The sequence below is a fragment of the Klebsiella michiganensis genome (genome assembly GCA_000963575.1).
GTDB lineage: Bacteria > Pseudomonadota > Gammaproteobacteria > Enterobacterales > Enterobacteriaceae > Cedecea > Cedecea michiganensis_A.
In genome coordinates this window covers 4715563-4735672 of the sequence record CP011077.1, presented here as the reverse complement: position 1 = coordinate 4735672, position 20110 = coordinate 4715563, and the positions used below count along the sequence as shown (strand labels likewise).

Genomic DNA, 20110 nt, shown 5'->3' with positions numbered 1-20110 from the left:
AGTATGGCAGGAATTCTCTGGCTTTCGGGGAAAATATAGCGGATATGTTAATAATTAGGATAATAACGGAGAACTTTGTGAATGAACGCGCTCTCATACGCAACACGATGAAACAAGACCGTCATTTGCAAGTCGCAGCAGGCCGTTACACTAAGTCAAAAATGAGCTAATAAGGGATGACAACCATGTTCATGTCTGAACCGTTACCTAAGGCGACCCGTTGGGGGATTTTGCTGGTGGGGTTTCTTTTAGGCGTGATGCTGTACCTCACCGAAGGAGACCGGGTGGGTAGCATCTGGCTGCGAGGGGATAATCAGGCCCTCTATCTGCGCTCCCTGTCCGTGGTTCTGGCAGCGACCCTGGCGCTTATCACCGTGCGTTTCAACGATCTGCGATTTTGGGGATTGGTGCTGCTCCCCTTGCCGGTTGTGGCGTTGATGAGCGGCTGGGTGAACTGGACGACCCAGGGGCTGGAAAGCTGGAACCGGCACGATATTGTACAGGGGTATCTGTGCTCGCTGGCGGCGATGCTGTTTCTGACTTTGCCCTGGCTGCAGGGGCGGCTGCTTTCAAACCGCGGTTGGGGCGGCTGGCAGGTCTTCTACGGCCAGCTCTGGCGTAACGGTATTACTCTGCTGCTGACCGGGCTGCTGGTGCTCTTTTTCTGGGGCGTGCTGGCGCTTTGGGCTGGGTTATTCAAGCTGGTCGATATCACCTTCTTTGACCGCCTGTTTTTTAGTTCTTCGGCTTTTGCCTGGATTGCTACCTGTACGGCGGCGGCGCTTGCGGTAACGCTTTGCCGTGACCAGATTCGGGCGATTAATGCGGTAAAACATTTCTTCAGCGTCTTTGCGACAGGGCTTTTGCCGCTGCTGTCGCTTATCTCCCTGATGTTTTTGGCGACGCTGCCGGTGGTTGGCCTGGGGTCTATTTCACTGCACTTTTCCTGTAATGCGCTGCTCAACACCCTGACGTTGATGGTGATGATCGCAGCCGCAGTGGCGTATCACCCGGAAAGAGAAACCCGGCCTTATCCCGCTTTGCTGGATGGCGCGATTAAGCTGACGCTGTTGCTGTCTCCGGTCTATGCCTTGCTGGCAAGTTATGCGCTGTGGTTGCGCGTGTCTTCATACGGCTGGACGCCGACAAGGGTGTATGCGGCGCTGATAACCTTTACCGTGCTGGTATGGGCCTTTGGCTATGTCGTCACGCTTGTTCGCCAGCGTCGGGAGCCCGTTCTACAGCCGGGAGGGATTAATCGCGCGGTGCTTTTGCTGGCGCTGGCTTTGTTGGTCGCGGTGAATTCCCCGCTTCTGGACCCTTACCGGATCAGCGTTAATAACCAAATGGCGCGTTACCACAGCGGGGTCCTGAAGCCCGAAAAGCTGAGTATGACCATGCTGCAATACTCCGGGCGGCGGGGCTATGATGCTATCGCCGAACTGCAAAGAGATCCGGCGTTTATCGCCAGCCCCGAACGCAGAAGGCAATTGGCTATGCTGTTGAGCAATGGCAAAGCAGGCGGTGTGGCTGCGGCGAAGCTGACGGTTGAATCTCTGCGTCAGCGTATCGTGCTGGCGGATAAAAACCGCGTGCCGGAAAATGCGTGGTGGCAGGCAATGGTAAAAGATGAAAGCTACCAGGCCCGCGAGTGTCTGGATGACGAGGATAAGTGCCTGTTGATTGGGATGGATCTGAACGGCGATGGCCAGGATGAGTGGCTGCTGTGCCAGCCGGAAATGAACTACTGCAAAGTTTACGGCAAAATAGGCGGGAGCTGGAAGGATATCGGCCAGGCCCGGGATCTGGATAAAAACCAGATGATGTCAGCGCTGAAGCAGGCCGCTTCTGAAGGAAAACTTACGGCAGCACCCAAGGTGTGGCAGGACGTGATGGTGCAAGGGCAGCGGGTTAAAGTCGACTATTACCGCTAAAAAAAACGCCTCCGGTGAGGAGGCGTTTCAGACCGTTTATAAACTTCAGACCGTTTAAGTAATTCCTGAAGGCATCAACAAATAAATATGGAAAATCAATTCATTGATTTTCGGCTGATAACCACAAAGAGGGAAAAACCACGTTTTTTCTCTCTTTGTCAGCAACGAAAACGCCTCCGGTGAGGAGGCGTTTTGCAAATTACGTAAACTTAGTGAACCTGCGGATCGGCCGGGGAGGCATTGTTGCGGATCGCCGCGATGTCCATTGAGTCAAAGACATAGTGGCTGCCACAGTAATCGCAGTTCATGTCGATTTCGCCGTCTTCGGCCAGAATGCTGTCGATTTCCTCGTCCGGCAGCGTGCGCAGCGCGTCAGCACAACGTTCACGCGAGCAGGTGCACTTGAACTCTACGTCCTGCGGATCGTACAGCGTGACTTCTTCTTCGTGGTACAGGCGCCATAGCACATCGTTCGCCGGCAGCGTCAGCAGTTCTTCAGCTTTGATGGTTTCGGTCAGCGTCGCCAGGTGGTTGAAGTCGTCGGTTTCGGCGTTCTGCGCCGGCAGAACCTGCAGCAACATACCGCCCGCCGCCGCTTTACCCTCTACTTCGCCGGTACGAATAAACAGGCGAGTTGGCAGCTGCTCGGAACGCATAAAGTAATCTTCCAGGCAGGCGGCCAGAGTATCCCCTTCCAGACCTACCACGCCCTGATAGCGTTCGCCTTCGCTTGGGGTGATGGTGATTACCAGATAGCCGTTACCCACCAGATCTTTTAATGCAGCATCCGACGGGATTTCACCCTGTACGCGCGCTACGCCGCGCATTTGCTGCTTGTTATTGCCGTTAATCACGGCCAGCGTCATGGGACCATCGCCCTGAAGCTGCACGGTGATATCTCCGTCAAATTTCAGCGTGGCGGTCAGCAGGCTGGTGGCAACCAGCAGCTCACCAAGAATTTTTTTAACCGGCTGCGGGTAATCATGGTTCTCCATGATCTGCTGCCAGCTTTCAGAAACCGTCACCAGCTCGCCGCGCACGGCGTAGTTTTCAAACAGATAGCGGTGTAGTTGGTCGTGTTGAGTCATCGTCATCTCTCTTGCTGGTCGGCGAATTTACGCTTCGCCACCGTGTTTAAATTTCATCAAATCTCGCCGCTCTTTTTTGTCCGGGCGGCGATCGGGATGCGGCATGGTCAGCGCGTTCATTTTGCGTGCCAGCGCCACTTTTTCCCGTTTGGCGATGCTTTCTGCCGTCTCTTCATAAAGCTGAGTGGCTTCCGTGGCAGGCCTGCGTTGTTCGGTGATACCGAGTATGGTCACGGTGCGCTCGTCGTTTCCCTGACGCAGCGTTAGAACGGCATCTAGCTCTACCAGCTTGCTGGGTTTACTGCGCTGGCCGTTGTAGTGCACTTTCCCGCCTTCGATCATTTCCCGCGCCACGGCTCGGGTTTTGTAAAAGCGTGCGGCCCACAGCCATTTATCCAGGCGTACGCCTTCGGCGGTTTTTTCTTTCATGGCGCCTCCTTAAGCGGAAAGCGACGGGATCAGGCTACGGTAATCGCTCAGGCCCGGGTGGCGCTCAAACGTTTTTTCCGCTTCACCTGAATCCGGGTTCAGGACACCAAAGCAGTAGCGAACACCAAACTTCGCGGCTGCATCAAGAATCGCTTCGCTGTCGTCAATAAATACGGTTCTGGCCGCATCGAATCCGGTATGCCCGGCCACCGCCTGCCATAAACGCTGATCTTCTTTCGGATAACCAAATGTGTGGGTAGAAAGTAATAAATCAAGGTGCTGGTTCAAACCCGTGTGCTCAAGCTTCACCGCCAGATTGTGTGGGTGCGCGTTGGTGAGCAGAATCCGGCGCTTGCCGCTGGCTTTGGCCGCTTCAAGAAACGGCACGGTATCTTCACGCAGCGCGGCTTTTGGCCCCTGTTCGGTGGTCATGGCACAGATATCCAGCCCGAGGCGTTCGCTCCAGTAGTCGAGACAGTACCAGTTTAGCGTATGCTGCACGGCGTGGTATTCGCGGGAAATCAATTCATAGGCATCCTGCAAAGGAATACCGCGCTGAAGGCTAAGGGTTTCCGGTACCAGCTTTTTCCAGAAATGGTTATCAAAGGCCAGGTCCAACAGGGTCCCGTCCATATCCAGCAGCAAGGTGTCCACATCCTGCCAGGCAATAGCACCAGACATAGCTTTAGTCTCGATTGAGTAAAAATAGGGTACCAGGGTAGCACAACCCGGTACGCAAAGTTTACCCGTAGCGGCTACTTCAGCGGCGAGGGCGGGGTAAGTGTGGGGTTGAGGCAGCTATCATAATAGCGCTGAATTTCAGCCAGTCGCGTGCTGGCTCGGCGATAACGGGTCACCGCCAGAACGCCATTTATTGCCGCGCAGGCCAGCATCGCTATCAGCATCAGAGAGATTCCGATGTAGCTCCACAGGCTGTGTGTGTCGGAGATCCGATGCAGGGTGACGTGCTGTGTGCCGTTGGCGTCCGTATAGATGCCGGTAATGATCCCTTCGGCGTGGAACGGGGTTTGCAGCAGCATTTCCGCCAGCCGCTGGAATTCGGTCCATTGTTCCTGAGCCGGGAAGTCATACAGCGACATTGGCGGCAGCGGCTGGTCCACGAGATCGCCGCCTTCGTCGTTGATGATGATATAGCCGCCAGGGGCCGGGCTGTTAAGTGCCTGCGCGGCGCGGGCGGTTTCACGGATAAAGAATGGCGCGGTTGAGGTGGTCACCAGGTTATCCAGCGACTCGGCGCTAACCGGCCGCAGCAGGACATTCACCCCGGTCAGTTTTCCTGAGTCCGCGCGCTTGATCAGGGAATCCCAGTCTTTGGTATTGCCCAGGTTTACCAGCGCATTCTTCAGGCGCACGCACTCTTCCTCTGAGGTGCACAGCGCCTGGGTTTTTTTCACAATCCCGGCAAAATCACCCAGCAGGACCATGCCTGATTTCTGAATAGCGTCCGCCAGCTGTGGGTTCACCTTGCTGTCAGCCTCTCCACCCTGGGGATGAATTTGCCCGCTGACGGCTTTGGTTAGGGCGACCGCTTTGTCCATGATTTCGGACTCCGGCAACGGCAGAGGGCGGGCGGTGTTCCAGATAATTTGCGAGCAGTCGAATGGGGTGAACGGGAAGTTTTGGCGCGAGTGATAACCGCCAGGGGTTTGAATATTACACATCCCCGTGCCGTCAACTTTCAGCGTATCGCCCACCTGCAGTTTGTACCTGGCGAGATCCTCAACGCTGGTGGTTTCAATGGACTGAGCACCCTTTAACCATGAGGCGCTAAGCTTGATCGGCATTTCCAGCGGTACCCAAATAGTCATCATCAGCAGGACCAGCAGCGCGCCGGCGGCAATCAGCAGGTTACGCACCCAGTGCTGTAGCGGGAAATTACGCACTTCATCATGGAGTGAAAGGAAACGTCCCTGGCGTACCACATGACGGTCAAGGTAGATATCAATGTCGGTTTTCTGCCCAAGATCCTGCGCCACAAAGGGCTGCCAGTGCGGCGGGTAAATCAGATCGATAATGCCCAGGGAGATGTTATTCATCTGATCCTGATTGGACTCGCCGAAGAGTCCCCAGCGCTTAGGTGTGCCGCGCAGGCAATGGATTTCGCGCAATGCCGTTTTTGCCGGCGGGGCAAACAGCCCCCACAACCCGGCGGCAATCAGCAGCACGGCACCGCCCAGTAACCAGGGCAGGAATACCGACGGCGTAACGAGGCTCAGGAACAACATAATAAAAGCGATGCAAATAAGTGCGGCTTCGCGCACGCCGTCGGGGCGACTCAGGGAATACTCTTCCTGCGTTTCCTGGCGAATGTTTAGCAGCTCGATTTGCTCGCTTTCTTCGCCGCGAATGGATGCCTGAGTGTCGGAATACCCTTCCAGGGCATACTGCTGCGTGTCCAAAGTATCGTTTTGTAGCGTATTGCCATTGAGCGAAATCATCAGCGGGATGCTGCTTGTCCGAATCAGCTCCACGTCGTTGTCATTGGTGATGTATTGCTCCCAGAACGGCGGCAGATGAACTTCAACTGAATCGAGATAATAACGCCATTTGTTGGCATCATCGGCAGAGAGGCCGTAGCGAGTGATTGACCGGGTCAGAGAGAAAACCGTGGCGCTTTGCGCGGTGAGCGTTAATCTCGGCGGTGGGTTGCTCGCGCCGGAGGGGCCAATCAGTTCCTGGGAACGTGAGTAGCGCTCGAGGTAATTTTCGACGGCAACGCGTTCTTCTGGGGTCAGCTTGCGCGTGGTAGCGCCAGGGAAGGCACGATCGTGCGAAACCCGGGCACGCAGCCTTAGGCTTCGCCAAATCAGCCATCCGGCAATCATTGCGCAGGCCAGCATAGCAGCTAACAGAAATAATAAGGTGCTCATGCTTTCCCCATCAAACAATCGTCTTTTTCATCAAACTCGGCAAAAGATCGGCCTTTCAAATGGTTAAGAAGTCAGAAGTCATTATCGGCAGGTAAAGCTGCAAACTTGAGCTATTTTTAAGGCGACCAACCTACAGTAACACAATGTTAGCAAAGCGACTTCGTCTGAAATACAAGTAAATTCCTATTCAATAGTACCTGCCTTGACAGGGGGACGCATTACGTGTTTTGGGCGAATGTACGTTACAAAAATGTAAATAATAGCCAATGCTCGTTGCACGATATGTGCGGCATGCCGCACAATAACTTACCTCTTTCACTGTTGATCCCGGCCACATGAGCAAATCACTAACAAAACCAACGATTTTACATGTAGAAACCGTGGCGCGTTCGCGGTTGTTTAATGTCGAAACGGTGGATCTGGAATTTAGCAATGGCGTTCGCCGCGTCTACGAACGAATGAAACCGTCTTCCCGTGAGGCGGTGATGATCGTGCCTATTGTTGACAACCATCTGATCTTAATCCGTGAATACGCTGTAGGCACAGAATCCTATGAGCTGGGGTTCTCTAAAGGGTTGATCGACCCGGGCGAAACGGTATTTGAGGCGGCGAACCGTGAGCTGAAAGAAGAAGTGGGCTTTGGCGCGAATCAGCTAACGTTTCTGAAACAGCTGACGATGGCACCGTCCTATTTCTCCAGCAAAATGAACATCGTGATTGCGGAAGGTCTGTATCCCGAATCCCTGGAAGGCGATGAGCCGGAAGAGCTGCCGCAGGTGCGTTGGCCACTGGCGAAAATGATGGATTTGCTCAATGAAGATGATTTCAGCGAGGCGCGTAACGTCAGCGCTTTGTTCCTGGTTCGGGAATGGTTAAGACAGCAGGGCAGGCTGTAAATCTGACTGCAAAAGAATAAAAAGGGCCGCTTAGCGGCCCTTTGTTATTTTGGCTCAGGTTAGAACAACTCGTGCTCTTCCCCGTTATCGATAAGCGTCGTGCCTACTTCATGCACGGCCTGCTGCGTAGGCTGCGTGCCTTCGATGAAATACTCTTCACGACTGTTGCCGCCGTTGGCTAACTGGCCGGTACTCCGGTCAATATTGACGGTGACGATACCTGGCGGCGGCGTCATCGGATCTTCTGGCACACCTGCCAGCGCGATTTTCATGAAATCATCCCAGGCTGGCTGGGCGCTCTTCGCCCCCCCTTCATAGCCGGAGATTTGATCTTTAATCGCGCCCGAAGCGGTAGTGCGGCCCAGGTCGCGGCGATGATCGTCGAACCCAATCCAGACTGAAGTCACAACCCCTGGACCGTAGCCGGAGAACCAGGCATCTTTTGAACTGTTGGTCGTCCCGGTTTTGCCGCCGATATCCCGGCGTTTCAAATCGCGGCCCGCGCGCCAGCCGGTTCCCTGCCAGCCTGGCTCGCCATAAATGTTGCTGTTAAGCGCGCTTTTGATCAGGAAGGAGAGCGGCGTGTTGATCACATGCGGGGCATATTCCTCGCCCTGAGCTTTCGCCACCAGAGCGCTGTTGGCTTGCTCCAGCTGTGGCATAGGCACGCTGCTGTTTTGCGGCGTTTGCGAGACGGCAACGTCCTCTACGTCCTGGTTTTCCAGTACCGTAGATTTCGGCGTGTCGCCGTAGATAACCGGAATATCGCAGCTGGCGCAGGCGACTTTAGGCTTCGCCTCAAACACGGTATTCCCAGCATCATCGACAATTTTGGTGATGTAGTAAGGGTCAACCAGGAAGCCGCCGTTTGCCATGACGGAGTAGCCGCGGGCAACCTGCATTGGCGTAAATGAAGCGGAGCCCAGTGCCAGTGATTCGGTGTGAACAATGTTCGCCGCCGGGAAGCCAAAGCGCTGTAAATATTCTGCGGCATAATCTACGCCCATCGCCCGCATCGCGCGGACCATCACCACGTTCTTGGACTCGCCCAGCCCCTGACGCAGACGGATCGGTCCGGCATATTGTGCCGGAGAGTTCTTCGGCCGCCAGTCGGAGCCTGCCCCGGCATCCCAGCGTGAAATAGGCACGTCATTAAGAATGCTCGCCAGCGTCAGGCCTTTATCCATTGCGGCGGTATACAGGAAAGGTTTGATGTTTGAACCTACCTGGCGCAGCGCCTGGGTCGCGCGGTTGAATTTGCTTTGGTTAAAGTCAAAGCCGCCGACCAGCGCCAGCACGGCGCCATCATGCGGATTGAGCGAAACCAGCGCGGAGTTAACGTCAGGCACCTGGCTAAGCCACCAGGCATCATCCACCTTGCGAACCCAAATCTGCTGGCCAGCCTGCACCACATCGGTGACTTTGCGTGGCGTCGCGCCTTGCGCGGTGTCGGAGCGGTACGGGCGTGCCCAACGCATGCCTTCCATACCCAGGGAAACGGAGCTGCCGTCAGCCAGCATCACCGTTGCTTCATCAGGCACGGCGCGAGTCACAACTGCCGGGAACAATGGGCCATAGACCGGGAGGTTTTTCAGCGAATCGGTGATTTTTTTCTTATCCCAGGCGCTTTCACCCACTTTCCAAAGCACGTTAGACGGGCCGCGGTAGCCATGGCGCATATCGTAGGCCATGACGTTGTTGCGAACGGCATCCTGGGCACCTTGCTGAATTTTACGGCTCAGCGTGGTGTAAACCTTGTAGCCATCTTCGTAGGCTTTGTCGCCGTAGCGGGCGACCATGTCCTGGCGCACCAGCTCTGAGAGGTATGGGGCGGAGAAGGCAATTTCAGGGGTGTGGTAGCTGGCGTCAATCGGCTGGTTGCGCGCTTCGTCGTACTGGCTTTGGCTGATGTAACCTTCGCTCAGCATTCGCGACAGCACAACGTTGCGGCGCGCCGTTGAACGATCCATGGAGTACAGCGGGTTAAAGGTTGACGGCGCTTTAGGCAGCCCGGCAATCACCGCAATCTCGCTCAGGGTCAGTTGATCGACCGTTTTGCCGAAGTAAACCTGAGCGGCGGCACCGACGCCATAGGCGCGGTAGCCAAGGTAGATTTTGTTCAGGTAGAGCTCGAGGATCTCATCTTTGTTCAGCATCTGTTCGATGCGAACCGCAAGAAACGCTTCCTTAATTTTACGCATCAGGGTGCGTTCCGGGCTCAGGAAGAAGTTACGTGCCAGCTGCTGCGTGATGGTGCTCGCGCCCTGAGAGGCATGGCCAGAGAACAGCGCCACGCTTGCAGCACGGAAGATGCCCACCGGGTCAACGCCGTGGTGCTCGTAAAAGCGGCTGTCTTCTGTCGCGATAAACGCTTTTACCATCACCGGGGGGATCTGGTTCAGGGTCAGTGGAATACGGCGTTTTTCGCCGTACTGAGCAATTAGCTCGCCGTCAGCGCTGTAAACCTGCATTGGAATCTGCAGTCGCACATCTCTTAATGTCGCCACGTCGGGCAGCTGGGGCTCAATATATTTGTATAAACCGTAAATCGAGCCAGCTCCCAGCAGAACGCAACAGACTGCAAGGATTAATAAATACTTTACGAACTTCACCTTAAATTTCCCATCAGGTTTCAATTGGGCAGTTTCTAAACAACCGCGCGGTAGTATAAAGGCAAGCCAGGAGCTTTGATATACCCGTTAATGTTTCGGGGTCAGGGCTGTTCATCATCCGGATAAGGAGATCGAAACCATGATGTTTCCTGGTTGGCGGATTGGCCTGGATATCCAGGCGGAGGGCGTGCGTGCCGCAGCGGTACAGTGGCACCGGCAAGGGTGGCAGTTGCGCCATTGGTGGTATTTACCTTTCCCGAAACAGACACTTGCGGATGGCATGTTACCCGAACCCGACACGCTGCGCGAGGCGCTTACCGCCTGGCGTAAAGAAATCCCCGTGCGTCACCATCTGCGGGTTGGTTTTCCTGCACAGCGGGCTTTGCAACGCCAGGTCCCCAGACCTCCACGGCGGTTACAGGAATCAGCCCAAGAAAAGTATATCGCGGGTGCAACGGCTCGCCAGCTGCAAATGCCCACGGAGCAACTCTGCTACGACTATCTGGGGGGCGATTCGTCATTTTGCGTGACGGCGGCGAAACAGGCGGATATCGCTGCACTGCAGGCCATTTTTGCCAGCATCAAGCTTTTTCCCCGAACGATAACGCCGGGAGACAAAATTCTAAGTGCCTTGCCACAGGGTTGTTACCCCACACATTGCCGCTGTCTGGTTCATGAAGAGCGGGGCTACTGGCTGTGGGCTTCAGTGCAAAACCCCGGACGCTCCGGCTGGGTGGATAAACGGCAGACAGTGGATTTCCCAACCCTTTGTCAGCAACTGGAGGTTAACGCCTGCGAAGTGGCCTTTAGTCACGCCGAGGTTGAAGGCTCCAGGCCTGCCGGGACAGAAAGACTGAATGCCTGGCAACCCATTGTCCGCCAGCAGCCGCCTCTGCCGCGTCACGGTGGGCTTTACACGCTCGCTTTGGGGCTAGCCTTGGGGCCAGAGCGCGAATGATACCGCTGATTAACCTCCTGCCGTGGCGGCCGCTGAGACGTCGCCATCGGCTAAAACTCTGGGGCTGCACTCTGCTGTCTGGTGTGCTTTTGATGACGGGGCTGATGCTGCTTTGGGCCCAGCTTCTCGCCATGCAAGTACATGGTCAACAGGCTCAGGCCGCCGGGGTTGAGGTGCAGGAATCCGCCCTGAAGGCGCTGTTATCGCACCAGCAATCGGAGTTGAAAGAGAGTCAGCATCGGCTGGCGATATTGCAGGCGGAGGCGATGCGAAGAGGCAACATTTCACGCTGGGAAAATGTGCTGAATGTGCTGGCTCTACGGTTGCCAGAAAATAGCTGGCTGCAGAGCGTTAGCTGGCAGAACGGAAGCGCAATCGTCTCTGGCGTTGCGGGAGATGCACGAGAACTGGAGCAGTTTGAGGCTGCTCTGGCCGATTTACCGGGCGCGTTTCAGGTCCAGCCCGGTGAGCTGCGTGATGAAAAGCACAAAGGCCTGGTCTTTACATTCACCTTGAATCCCCCGGGGAGTGAACATGCTGAATAACCTGGGGCGCCTCATTGAAGGGCATGCCGCATACAGGGTGATGAGCCTGCTGGGTTGCCTGTTTGCCCTCGCACTATTCTGTTTCTGGCTGTGGATTTGGCCTCTGCGGCAACAGTTGCGGGCGCATGAACAGCACAACCAGCAACGCTGGCAGCAAGTGCTGTCCCTGCAGCGGCAAATCGCCGGCTTGCCGAAACCAGAGCCGCTGCCGGATACCGTTCCTCTGGCGTTATTTTCCGCCATGGCTGCGGTAAAACGGTCCGGAGGAAGGTTAGTAAAGTGGCAGCCCGATCCGCGACATTCTGTGTTGGAAATGCTGCTTCCCTGGCCCAGGGTGCCGCCGCTTTTTAGGGAACTGGCCAGCTATGAGAGCCTGAGTTTGTCGGCCTTTATCTTGAGCGAAGCCGGGGGGCAGGTGCGGGCAGTGGTCACTCTGGCGCTTAGCGATGAAAGCCGCTAGCTGGATGTTACTGGCCGCGCTCAGTTCGTCGCTGCAGGCGTTGCCGCGGAATCCGTTTCTTTTGCCCGTCTCACCCTGTGAGGCGCTGCTTAAGCGTCTTGATAGCTGGCAGCTGCGCGGCGTGTTTTACCCGAAGGGAGCTGCGGAAAGCATTGCCTTAATGAAATTCTCTGGAAAACGCTGGCAAAGGGTAAGAGAGGGTTTTTTCCTTGAGCCGGATGTGCAGGTGACCACGCTTCTTGAGCGGCAGATGAGGGTTACGCTCCACGGCGTCTGCGAAGGGCGCTATTACCACTGGAAAATACAGGGAGGAATCAATGGTAAGGCATATCGTGGCAAGCGTACTGGTACTGATGCCTCTGACGGGGTGGGCGAATAATCGTGTCACTTTGACGTTAGATGACACACCGGTTGCGCAGGTTTTGCAGGCGCTGGCCGAGCAGCAAAACTTTAACGTGATCGTTGCGCCTGGGGTGACGGGGAATCTCTCGCTACGTTTGGCTGATGTGTCGTGGGAGCAGGCTTTCCAGCAGGTACTCAGATTGGCAAACCTGACTTCATCCAGGACGGGCAATATTCTTCAAATTCAGCAGAAACAGGATCCGGCGCAGCGACGCGCTCAGCAAGAGGCCGCCCGTAAGCAAAAGGCGCTTGAGCAGCCGCTGGTACAGGCGGTTTATACGCCGCGTTATGCTGAAGTCGCCGACCTTGCCGCGGGGATAAAAGCTAATGAAGAAAAACTGCTTGGGCCCAGGGGCAGCCTTACAGTGGATAAGCGCACAAACCGTCTGGTAGTGCGCGACAGCCAGCAGGCGCAAAAGCGTGTTGCGGCCTGGATTAAAGATATGGATGTTTCGATGGGGCAGGTCGAGCTGTCCGCGCATATTGTCACCATTAACCAGGACAAGCTCCGAGAGCTCGGCGTGAAGTGGAGCGCCCCGTCAGGTGACACGGGCTCCGGGCTGTACCAGACCACCGCAGTCTCAAGTGAGTTAGCGGCGAAAGCGGCAACTACGGCGGTAGGGTTTAATATTGGCCGAATCAACGGCCGTATGCTTGAGCTGGAGCTCAGCGCGCTTGAACAGCAGCAGCAGCTGGAAATCATCGCCAGTCCACGTTTGCTGGTGGCGCACCAACAGTCTGCCAGCATCAAACAGGGCACGGAAATTCCCTACCAGGTATCCAATGGGAAAAATGAAGCGACCTCGGTGGAGTTTAAGGAAGCGGTGCTGGGTATGGAGGTGACGCCAACCATAAGTCACTTCGGAGCGATTCGCCTGAAGCTTCGCATCAGCCAGAATATGCCGGGGCGCAGCATCCAACATGCAGATGGGGAAGCGCTGGCGATAGATAAGCAAGAGATTGAAACCCAGGTTGAGGTGAAGGACGGGGAGACGCTGGCGTTAGGCGGGATCTTCCAGCAGCAGAGTAATGACACCCAGGATATCGTCCCTGTGCTGGGAAATATTCCACTTATCGGCCAATTGTTCCGGCACGACGAGAAAAAACGCCAACGTCGGGAATTAGTCGTGTTTATCACACCCAGGCTGATTGCGTTGCCCTAGGGGGTTTCTGCTCCAGCCTGCGGGTTTTTCTGCCAAACAGCGCCCAGGTGTTTGACGGCAGAGAGGAATTAGCTTACAAGGTGTACCGTTTCGGGAGGCAGGGTATTGAGAGCCTGTGGCCGGTAAAGCTGGCGCACGCTTTTCGTCCCGAGCCAGGCGCCTGGTGATTTATTCGGTTGCCAAACCCCCTTGAGTGTTGAGATAATTTTTAGTCTGATTCTCGAACTCACGCTTATGAGGTTTCAGTTCATGTCCCGCCGCAGCAAGTTGTTACCGGGCGGGTTTATCATCAACGAATTGTCTTAGTAGTACCGAAAAAATGGCAGAGAAACGCAATATCTTTCTGGTTGGGCCTATGGGTGCCGGCAAAAGCACTATTGGGCGTCAGTTAGCTCAGCAACTCAATATGGAATTTTTCGATTCTGATCAAGAGATTGAGAAACGTACCGGAGCTGATGTGGGCTGGGTATTCGACGTTGAAGGCGAAGAAGGCTTCCGCGATCGCGAAGAAAAAATCATTAACGAACTCACTGAAAAACAGGGCATCGTGCTGGCTACCGGTGGCGGCTCTGTGAAGTCTCGTGAAACCCGCAATCGTCTTTCCGCCCGTGGCGTAGTGGTTTACCTTGAAACCACCATTGAGAAACAGCTTGCACGTACTCAGCGCGATAAAAAACGTCCGCTGCTGCAGGTTGAGACTCCACCTCGTGAAGTGCTGGAAGCGCTGGCACATGAACGCAATCCGCTGTATGAAGAGATTGCTGATGTAACGATTCGCACCGATGATCAAAGCGCCAAAGTGGTCGCAAACCAGATCATTCATATGCTGGAAAGCAACTGATTCTGGCTTATCAAGAAACGCCTGCGGGCAAAGCAACAATAAGGTGGGCTCCGCGTAATGGAGAGGCTGACAGTCACTCTCGGGGAACGTAGTTACCCTATTACCATTGCCGCCGGGTTATTCAATGACCCGGCTTCCTTTTGGCCGCTGAAAGCTGGCGACCAGACTATGCTGGTCACCAATGAAACCCTTGCACCGCTCTATCTGGACAAGGTTCGTGGTCTTCTGGAACAGGCAGGCGTTAAAGTTGATACCGTCATTCTTCCGGATGGCGAGCAGTTTAAAAGCCTCGCGGTGCTCGATACCGTCTTTACGGCGCTGTTGGAAAAGCCTCACGGCCGCGACACTACCTTGATTGCTTTAGGCGGTGGCGTTGTGGGCGATTTAACCGGTTTTGCCGCAGCGAGCTATCAGCGTGGGGTTCGTTTTATCCAGGTCCCTACCACACTGCTTTCGCAGGTGGACTCCTCCGTTGGCGGCAAAACGGCCGTTAACCATCCCCTCGGCAAAAACATGATTGGCGCGTTCTATCAGCCCGCTTCGGTGGTCGTAGATCTCGATTGTCTGTCGACTTTGCCTGCGCGGGAGCTGGCTTCGGGCCTGGCAGAAGTCATTAAATACGGCATCATTCTGGACGGCGAGTTCTTTGACTGGCTGGAAAAGAATATCGACGCATTGTTGAAGCTGGACGGTCAGGCAATGGCGTACTGCATTCGTCGTTGTTGTGAGCTGAAAGCCGAAGTTGTTGCCGCAGACGAGCGAGAAAGCGGCTTACGTGCTTTACTGAATCTGGGTCATACGTTTGGCCATGCCATTGAAGCTGAAATGGGCTATGGCAACTGGCTGCATGGCGAAGCCGTGGCTGCCGGGATGGTGATGGCGGCGCGTACCGCTCAGCGCCTGGGTCAATTCAGTGAGGCAGAAGTTCAGCGCGTGATCGCGCTGCTGGTGCGAGCCGGGTTACCGGTTAACGGGCCGCAGGAAATGTCCCCTGACGCGTATATGCCCCACATGATGCGTGACAAAAAAGTATTAGCCGGCGAGCTGCGTTTGATTCTGCCGCTGGCGATAGGGAAGAGTGAAGTGCGCGGTGGAGTACCGCACGAAGTCGTTCTATCAGCCATTGCTGATTGCCAGCAGGCTTAACAACTAGAATTTTTATAGTATTTAACTTCGGGCGTGATGCAGACATGGGCATGCGCCTTTGAGTGGGGTGTTAAATGGATGAGTTTAAACCAGAAGACGAGCTGAAACCCGATCCAAGCGATCGTCGTCCTGGGCGTTCCCGCAAACCTGACGAGTTCGATAAAGAACCGCAGATCAACGTTGATGACGTCGATCTTGATGCGGACGAACGCCGTCCTTCTCGTTCACGTCGTGAGCGTGAAGTAGAGGTTGAGGAAGAGTACGAAGGTGATGATGGCATGGCCGCAGAACCTCGTCCGGCGCGTGGACGTAAAAAGGCAGCAAAACAGAAAGCACCTGCTTCTCGTCAGCACATCATGATGGGCGTCGGGATTCTGGTACTGCTGCTGCTTATCATCGGCATCGGTTCAGCCCTGAAAGCGCCTTCATCTACCCCAGATACTGCCGATCAAAAACCAGGCGCAGAGAAGAATATCGATCTCTCCGGTTCGAACGGTGCGGCATCTGCCGACCAGGCAAACGCCGCTCAGCCACAGGCAGGGAATACCCCGGCGGCTGGCCAGCAGAATCCGCAGGATGTTTCCCTGCCGCCTATTTCCTCTACGCCAACTCAGGCACAGACCCAGCCGCAGCCTGAAGGGCAGCAGCGCGTTGAGGTTCCTGGTAACCTGAATAACGCACTGACGCAGCCTCAGCAGCAGGGCCAGATTGACAACGTGGTCAGTAATTCCACGCTGCCAACCGAACCGGCTACCGTAGCGCCAATCGCCGGCAGCAAAACCGAGCCGCGTAAGCTGGCCGGTACCCAGGAGCCAACTCGCACCGTTGAATCTCGCCCTGAGCGCAAGAAAACGGTGATTGAGCCTGTACGTAAAGCCGAGCCTAAACAGCAGGTTAAAGCTGAAAGCAAGCCCGTTGCCACGGTGAAACGTAGCGAACCGGCCCCGGCTGTTTCTGCCCCGGTCACGGCCCCATCAACCAGCGCAGCGACTTCAACTCCGGCACCGAAAGCGACGGCATCTACTGCGCCTAAAGCGGCACCGCAGGCTGCAGCGACGGCAAGCGCTGGCGGCACAGTAACCGGTGATGCAAGCGCCATTAAGAGTGCGCCAGGCAGTCACTACACGCTGCAGCTAAGCTCTTCTTCAAACTCGACAAACCTGAATGCATGGGCGAAAAAAGAGAACCTGCAGCACTATATGGTTTATCAGACCCAGCGTAACGGCCAGCCTTGGTTCGTGCTGGTGAGCGGTGTTTATGCCACGAAAGACGATGCAAAACGTGCGGTGACAAGCCTGCCGGCAGACGTTCAGGCTAAGAACCCGTGGGCAAAACCTATTCATCAGGTGCAGTCTGACCTCAAGTGAAAATAAGCGCAGTCGCTGTCGGAGCCTTTCCACAGCTGGATAAGGTGTAAATAGTAAGACAGCATGAAAAAAAATCGCGCTTTTCTGAAATGGGCAGGGGGAAAATTCCCCCTGCTGGACGACATAAAAAAGCATCTGCCGGAAGGCGACTGTCTGATTGAGCCTTTTGTTGGCGCCGGGTCGGTATTTCTTAATACCGACTACTCACGCTATGTCCTCGCCGATATCAACAGCGATCTGATTAACCTCTACGACATCGTCAAAAACCGCGCAGATGAATACGTGCGGGAGTCTCGTTTGCTCTTTACCAAAGCGCAAAACGAGGAAGCGATTTACTACGCTTGCCGCGCCGAATTTAACCAGTGCACTGACAAATTTCGGCGTGCGGTGTTGTTTTTGTACCTCAACCGTCATTGTTACAATGGCCTGTGCCGTTATAATCTGCGCGGTGAATTTAACGTTCCGTTTGGCCGCTACAGCAAACCCTACTTCCCGGAAGAGGAGCTGTATCATTTTGCCGAACGGGCTAAAAATGCCACTTTTGTCTGCCAGTCCTATGATGTCAGCATGGTAAACGTTGCTGCGGGTTCCGTAGTGTATTGCGATCCGCCCTATGCGCCGCTTTCCGCCACCGCCAATTTTACCGCTTATCATACGGACAGCTTCAGCATGGTGCAGCAGCAGCATCTGGCCGAACTGGCTGAAAGATTGCGGGAGCAGAGTATTCCGGTGCTGATTTCGAATCATGACACCGAGCTGACTCGCCAGTGGTATCAGAACGCCACCGATTTCCATAAGCTGCAGGTTCGCCGCAGCATCAGCCGAAACGGTGGTAAACGTAACAAGGTGGACGAACTTCTGGCCCTTTATAAAGCGAAGGTTGCCTGAGCCGTTTCGCCCGCCGCCGAAAGATGAATGACTCCTGGAGAAGCGGATGAAACAGTATTTGATTGCCCCCTCAATCCTCTCTGCCGACTTCGCCCGACTGGGCGAGGATACGGCTAAAGCGCTTGCCGCTGGTGGTGATGTCGTCCATTTTGACGTCATGGACAACCACTACGTCCCTAATCTGACAATGGGACCGATGGTGCTCAAGGCACTGCGCGATTACGGCATCACTGCGCCTATCGACGTTCATCTGATGGTGAAGCCGGTTGACCGCATCATCCCTGACTTCGCCGCAGCGGGCGCCAGCATTATTACTTTCCATCCTGAAGCCTCCGAACATGTCGATCGCTCTCTGCAACTGATCAAAGAGCACGGCTGTAAAGCGGGTCTGGTGCTGAACCCGGCGACCTCGCTTTCCTGGCTGGATCACGTCATGGATAAACTGGATGTGATTTTGCTGATGTCCGTCAACCCAGGGTTTGGCGGCCAGTCGTTTATTCCGCACACGCTTGAAAAGCTGCGTCAGGTTCGCGAACGCATTGATGCATCCGGCTATGATATTCGCCTTGAAGTCGATGGCGGCGTCAAAGCCGACAACATTGCGGAAATCGCCGCAGCGGGGGCGGATATGTTCGTCGCAGGTTCCGCTATTTTCGGCCAGCCTGATTATAAAGCGGTAGTTGACCGCATGCGTTCTGAACTGGCTAAGGTAAGTCATGGATAAGTTTCAAAAAATTCGGGGTATTGCCTTCGATCTCGACGGCACGCTCATCGACACGGCGCTTGGCCTGAGTCAGGCCGTTGATCTGGCGCTTTATGCGCTTGAGCTGCCTGTGGCAGGTGAAGATCGCGTTGTAACCTGGATTGGCAACGGCGCGGATATCATGATGCAGCGGGCGCTTAAGTGGTCGCTGAAAGATAAAGAGCCCGACCTCGCCCAGCTGAATATGGCGCGTAAACTGTTCGATCGCTACTATGCGGAAACGGTTGAAGAGGGGAGTTTCCTGTTCCCAGGCGTGGCCGCAACGCTTGCTGCTCTGAAAGAGAAAGGCCTGCCGCTCGCGGTGGTTACCAACAAACCCACGCCTTTTGTCACGCCGTTGCTGGAAGATTTGGGCATTGCTCATTATTTCCAGACAATCATCGGCGGGGACGATGTAAAAGAGAAAAAGCCGCACCCGGAAGCGTTGTACAAAGTCATGGAAACTCTGGGGCTGGCGGCGGATGAATTGCTTTTTGTCGGCGATTCCCGCAATGACATTCAGGCCGCACAGGCGGCCGGCTGCCCAATCGTCGGCCTGACCTGGGGCTATAACTATGGCGAAGCGATTGGGCTGAGCAACCCGGACGTTGTGTTCGATCGTTTCGAAGACTTATTGCCCGCTTTCGGGCTACCACCTTTAGCAAATCAGGAAGCAGAACATGAGTAAGCCCATCGTATTTAGCGGCGCCCAGCCGTCAGGCGAATTAACTATCGGTAACTACATGGGTGCGCTGCGTCAGTGGGTAAACATGCAGGATGATTACCACTGCATTTACTGCATTGTTGACCAGCATGCGATCACCGTTCGTCAGGACCCAACCGCGCTGCGAAAAGCGACGCTGGACACTCTGGCTCTGTATCTGGCCTGCGGCATTGACCCGAAAAAAAGCACCATCTTTGTTCAGTCCCACGTACCGGAACACGCGCAGCTGGGCTGGGTGCTGAACTGCTACACCTATTTCGGCGAGCTGAGCCGTATGACTCAGTTCAAGGACAAATCCGCCCGCTATGAAGAAAACATCAACGCAGGTCTGTTTGACTACCCGGTGTTGATGGCCGCAGACATTCTGCTGTACCAGACCAACCAGGTTCCGGTCGGTGAAGACCAGAAGCAGCATCTGGAACTGAGCCGCGATGTAGCCAGCCGCTTTAACGCGCTGTATGGCGATATTTTCAAAGTGCCTGAGCCGTTTATTCCTAAGTCCGGTGCCCGCGTGATGTCCCTGCTGGAGCCGACCAAGAAGATGTCCAAGTCTGACGATAACCGCAATAACGTCATCGGCCTGCTGGAAGATCCGAAATCCGTGGTGAAGAAGATCAAGCGCGCGGTAACCGACTCCGAAGAGCCGCCTGTTGTGCGCTACGATGTGAAAGAGAAAGCGGGTGTATCAAACCTGCTGGATATTCTCTCGGGCGTAACCGGCAAGCCGATTCCTGAACTTGAAGCCAGCTTTGAAGGCAAGATGTATGGCCACCTGAAGGGCGAAGTGGCGGAAGCCGTGTCCGGTATGTTGACCGAACTTCAGGAGCGCTACCACCGTTACCGTAACGACGAAGCTTTCCTGCAGCAGGTGATGAAAGAGGGGGCTGAAAAAGCCCGTGCTCGCGCCGGTGAAACGCTGAAAAAGGTGTACGAAGCGATAGGTTTCGTTGCTCACCCATAATCTTTCCCTATGAATAACCCGCCGCCTGGCGGGTTATTTCTTTTTTGTGACTCCATTCTCCTT

At 55.1% G+C, this 20110-nt stretch carries 17 protein-coding genes and 2 pseudogenes; 14 read left to right on the top strand and 5 right to left on the bottom strand.

The features are described 5' to 3' along the window. The first annotated feature begins 191 nt into the window (after positions 1-191). A complete protein-coding gene (locus VW41_22065) occupies positions 192-1934 on the top strand; it encodes a hypothetical protein (protein AJZ92049.1) in 1743 nt (580 codons plus the stop codon). Between the two features lie 209 nt (positions 1935-2143). Here the strand turns inward: VW41_22065 and hslO are convergent, their stop codons facing one another. The 4 genes from hslO to VW41_22045 form a co-directional block, all read right to left on the bottom strand. Further along, a complete protein-coding gene (gene hslO / locus VW41_22060; protein ID AJZ91513.1) occupies positions 2144-3028 on the bottom strand; it encodes an Hsp33-like chaperonin in 885 nt (294 codons plus the stop codon). Positions 3029-3049: 21 nt separating this feature from the next. Next, positions 3050-3451, bottom strand: coding sequence for a ribosome-associated heat shock protein Hsp15 (locus VW41_22055; protein AJZ91512.1), 402 nt, complete (start codon positions 3449-3451; stop codon positions 3050-3052). Positions 3452-3460: 9 nt separating this feature from the next. Further along, positions 3461-4132, bottom strand: coding sequence for a nucleotidase (locus tag VW41_22050; GenBank protein ID AJZ91511.1), 672 nt, complete (start codon positions 4130-4132; stop codon positions 3461-3463). A 74-nt stretch (positions 4133-4206) separates the two neighbouring features. Further along, positions 4207-6342, bottom strand: coding sequence for an Intracellular growth attenuator protein igaA (locus tag VW41_22045; protein ID AJZ91510.1), 2136 nt, complete (start codon positions 6340-6342; stop codon positions 4207-4209). 335 nt (positions 6343-6677) lie between these two features. Between VW41_22045 and nudE the strand changes: the two genes are divergently transcribed. Further along, entirely contained in the window at positions 6678-7238 is a 561-nt protein-coding gene (gene nudE, locus VW41_22040; GenBank protein ID AJZ91509.1) for an adenosine nucleotide hydrolase, read from the top strand. 59 nt (positions 7239-7297) lie between these two features. On the opposite strand, the gene mrcA is transcribed toward nudE, so the two are convergent. After that, the gene (gene mrcA, locus VW41_22035; GenBank protein ID AJZ91508.1) at positions 7298-9850 is read right to left on the bottom strand and encodes a penicillin-binding protein 1A; all 2553 of its coding nucleotides are present in this window, start codon (positions 9848-9850) and stop codon (positions 7298-7300) included. Between the two features lie 139 nt (positions 9851-9989). Between mrcA and VW41_22030 the strand changes: the two genes are divergently transcribed. From VW41_22030 to VW41_21975, 12 genes and pseudogenes are all read left to right on the top strand, one after another. After that, the gene (locus tag VW41_22030; GenBank protein ID AJZ91507.1) at positions 9990-10808 is read left to right on the top strand and encodes a pilus assembly protein; all 819 of its coding nucleotides are present in this window, start codon (positions 9990-9992) and stop codon (positions 10806-10808) included. Then, positions 10805-11044, top strand: a pseudogene (locus tag VW41_22025) (hypothetical protein). Before VW41_22030 ends, VW41_22025 begins: the two are co-directional and overlap by 4 nt. A gap of 496 nt (positions 11045-11540) precedes the next feature. After that, positions 11541-11813 (top strand): annotated as a pseudogene (locus VW41_22020) (hypothetical protein). Continuing rightward, a complete protein-coding gene (locus VW41_22015; GenBank protein ID AJZ91506.1) occupies positions 11800-12192 on the top strand; it encodes a hypothetical protein in 393 nt (130 codons plus the stop codon). Before VW41_22020 ends, VW41_22015 begins: the two are co-directional and overlap by 14 nt. Beyond that, positions 12167-13378, top strand: coding sequence for a porin (gene hofQ / locus VW41_22010; GenBank protein AJZ91505.1), 1212 nt, complete (start codon positions 12167-12169; stop codon positions 13376-13378). The genes VW41_22015 and hofQ overlap by 26 nt, the downstream gene beginning before the upstream one ends. Positions 13379-13697: 319 nt before the next feature. After that, on the top strand, positions 13698-14219 hold the full coding sequence (aroK, locus tag VW41_22005) for a shikimate kinase (protein ID AJZ91504.1): 522 nt from the start codon (positions 13698-13700) through the stop codon (positions 14217-14219). A gap of 57 nt (positions 14220-14276) precedes the next feature. After that, positions 14277-15365 (top strand): 3-dehydroquinate synthase, encoded by a 1089-nt coding sequence (gene aroB / locus VW41_22000; GenBank protein AJZ91503.1) that lies wholly within the window; start codon positions 14277-14279, stop codon positions 15363-15365. A 74-nt stretch (positions 15366-15439) separates the two neighbouring features. Further along, positions 15440-16732, top strand: coding sequence for a cell division protein DamX (locus VW41_21995; GenBank protein ID AJZ91502.1), 1293 nt, complete (start codon positions 15440-15442; stop codon positions 16730-16732). 63 nt (positions 16733-16795) lie between these two features. Further along, entirely contained in the window at positions 16796-17620 is an 825-nt protein-coding gene (locus VW41_21990; GenBank protein ID AJZ91501.1) for a DNA adenine methylase, read from the top strand. Between the two features lie 46 nt (positions 17621-17666). Continuing rightward, positions 17667-18344 (top strand): ribulose-phosphate 3-epimerase, encoded by a 678-nt coding sequence (locus tag VW41_21985; GenBank protein ID AJZ91500.1) that lies wholly within the window; start codon positions 17667-17669, stop codon positions 18342-18344. Continuing rightward, positions 18337-19050, top strand: a complete 714-nt coding sequence (locus VW41_21980) for a phosphoglycolate phosphatase (protein AJZ91499.1) — start codon at positions 18337-18339, stop codon at positions 19048-19050. Before VW41_21985 ends, VW41_21980 begins: the two co-directional genes overlap by 8 nt. After that, positions 19043-20047: a tryptophanyl-tRNA synthetase gene (locus VW41_21975; protein AJZ91498.1), complete on the top strand. Its 1005-nt coding sequence runs from the start codon at positions 19043-19045 to the stop codon at positions 20045-20047. Before VW41_21980 ends, VW41_21975 begins: the two co-directional genes overlap by 8 nt. The last annotated feature ends 63 nt before the right edge of the window (positions 20048-20110 follow it).

Excerpts from the sequence above, each read along its gene's own strand:
- VW41_22065 (AJZ92049.1), top strand. The coding sequence starts at position 192 with ATGTCTGAACCGTTACCTAAGGCGACCCGTTGGGGGATTTTGCTGGTG.
- hslO (AJZ91513.1), bottom strand. The coding sequence starts at position 3,028 with ATGACGATGACTCAACACGACCAACTACACCGCTATCTGTTTGAAAAC.
- VW41_22055 (AJZ91512.1), bottom strand. The coding sequence starts at position 3,451 with ATGAAAGAAAAAACCGCCGAAGGCGTACGCCTGGATAAATGGCTGTGG.
- VW41_22050 (AJZ91511.1), bottom strand. The coding sequence starts at position 4,132 with ATGTCTGGTGCTATTGCCTGGCAGGATGTGGACACCTTGCTGCTGGAT.
- VW41_22045 (AJZ91510.1), bottom strand. The coding sequence starts at position 6,342 with ATGAGCACCTTATTATTTCTGTTAGCTGCTATGCTGGCCTGCGCAATG.
- nudE (AJZ91509.1), top strand. The coding sequence starts at position 6,678 with ATGAGCAAATCACTAACAAAACCAACGATTTTACATGTAGAAACCGTG.
- VW41_22030 (AJZ91507.1), top strand. The coding sequence starts at position 9,990 with ATGATGTTTCCTGGTTGGCGGATTGGCCTGGATATCCAGGCGGAGGGC.
- VW41_22015 (AJZ91506.1), top strand. The coding sequence starts at position 11,800 with ATGAAAGCCGCTAGCTGGATGTTACTGGCCGCGCTCAGTTCGTCGCTG.
- hofQ (AJZ91505.1), top strand. The coding sequence starts at position 12,167 with ATGCCTCTGACGGGGTGGGCGAATAATCGTGTCACTTTGACGTTAGAT.
- aroK (AJZ91504.1), top strand. The coding sequence starts at position 13,698 with ATGGCAGAGAAACGCAATATCTTTCTGGTTGGGCCTATGGGTGCCGGC.
- aroB (AJZ91503.1), top strand. The coding sequence starts at position 14,277 with ATGGAGAGGCTGACAGTCACTCTCGGGGAACGTAGTTACCCTATTACC.
- VW41_21995 (AJZ91502.1), top strand. The coding sequence starts at position 15,440 with ATGGATGAGTTTAAACCAGAAGACGAGCTGAAACCCGATCCAAGCGAT.
- VW41_21990 (AJZ91501.1), top strand. The coding sequence starts at position 16,796 with ATGAAAAAAAATCGCGCTTTTCTGAAATGGGCAGGGGGAAAATTCCCC.
- VW41_21985 (AJZ91500.1), top strand. The coding sequence starts at position 17,667 with ATGAAACAGTATTTGATTGCCCCCTCAATCCTCTCTGCCGACTTCGCC.
- VW41_21980 (AJZ91499.1), top strand. The coding sequence starts at position 18,337 with ATGGATAAGTTTCAAAAAATTCGGGGTATTGCCTTCGATCTCGACGGC.
- VW41_21975 (AJZ91498.1), top strand. The coding sequence starts at position 19,043 with ATGAGTAAGCCCATCGTATTTAGCGGCGCCCAGCCGTCAGGCGAATTA.